The sequence below is a fragment of the Novosphingobium sediminis genome (assembly GCF_007991615.1).
Lineage (GTDB): Bacteria > Pseudomonadota > Alphaproteobacteria > Sphingomonadales > Sphingomonadaceae > Novosphingobium > Novosphingobium sediminis.
In genome coordinates, this window is sequence record NZ_BJYR01000058.1 from 1 (window position 1) to 1,120 (window position 1,120).

1 protein-coding gene is annotated in these 1,120 nt (G+C 63.3%); it reads left to right on the plus strand.

Annotation, left to right across the window (positions count from 1 at the left end; translation table 11 throughout):
• Nucleotides 1–157 precede the first annotated feature (157 nt).
• Nucleotides 158–1,120: IS256-like element ISSpma2 family transposase (locus tag NSE01_RS21090; RefSeq protein WP_147161514.1), on the plus strand; the 963-nt coding region annotated here is incomplete at its 3' end.

Consider the following 1,120-nt stretch of genomic DNA (forward strand, 5'->3'; position numbering starts at 1 on the left):
GTTAGCGTCCGCGCTCGTGGTGTAATTTCCGGTGTAGGCGATGGTGTATTCCGGGGTGGGGCATGCCCCACCCCGGAATGCGGCGTCGCTGGTGGCCACCGGGTTCATCGTTATGGTGGAGTTTGCACACTTCAACCGTGACGAAGAGGAGTTCCCGATGACCGAGGACAGATTACTGATCGAAGAGCTGGCTGCAAAGGGCGGCCAACCGGATTTTTTGCGCACCATCGCCGAGAACGTGCTGCAGCTGATCATGGAGGCCGACGTTGATGGCCTGATCGGCGCGGGTCGCCACGAACGCAGCAGCGAGCGCGCGACCTGGCGCAACGGCTATCGCGACCGTTCGCTGGATACCCGGGTAGGCACGCTGAACCTGAAAATCCCCAAGCTGCGTGCTGGGTCCTATTTTCCGGGCTTCCTTGAGCCCCGCAAGATGGTCGAGAAAGCGCTGGTTGCGGTGATCCAGGAAGCGTGGATCGGCGGGGTCAGCACCCGGCGGGTCGATGAACTCGTCCAGGCCATGGGCATGACCGGCATCTCCAAGTCCACCGTCTCCAAGCTTTGCAAGGACATTGACGAGCGCGTCCATGCCTTTCTGAAACGCCCGCTCACCGGCGAATGGCCGTATCTCTGGCTCGATGCCACCTATCTCAAGGTACGCGAAGGCGGGCGGATCATCAGCGTTGCCGCAATAATCGCCATGGCCGTCAACACCGAGGGCCGGCGCGAGATCGTCGGCCTGCATATCGGCCCCTCGGAAGCGGAGGTCTTCTGGTCCGACTTCCTGAAGGACCTTGTTCGGCGCGGTCTTACCGGCGTGAAGCTGGTCATCTCCGATGCTCACGAGGGCCTCAAGGGCGCGATCACCCGCGTCATGGGCGCCACCTGGCAGCGCTGCCGGGTGCACTTCATGCGCAATGCCCTGTCCTATGTGCCCAAGGGCCAGAACACTGTCGTCGCCGCCGCGATCCGCCAGGTCTTCCTGCAGCCCGATCAGAAAAGCGCAACGCAGGTCTGGCGACAGGTCGCCGACCAGTTGCGCACCCGTTGGCCCAAGCTCGGCGCCTGCATGGACGAGGCCGAAACCGACGTGCTCGCCTACACCGGCTTCCCCACCCAG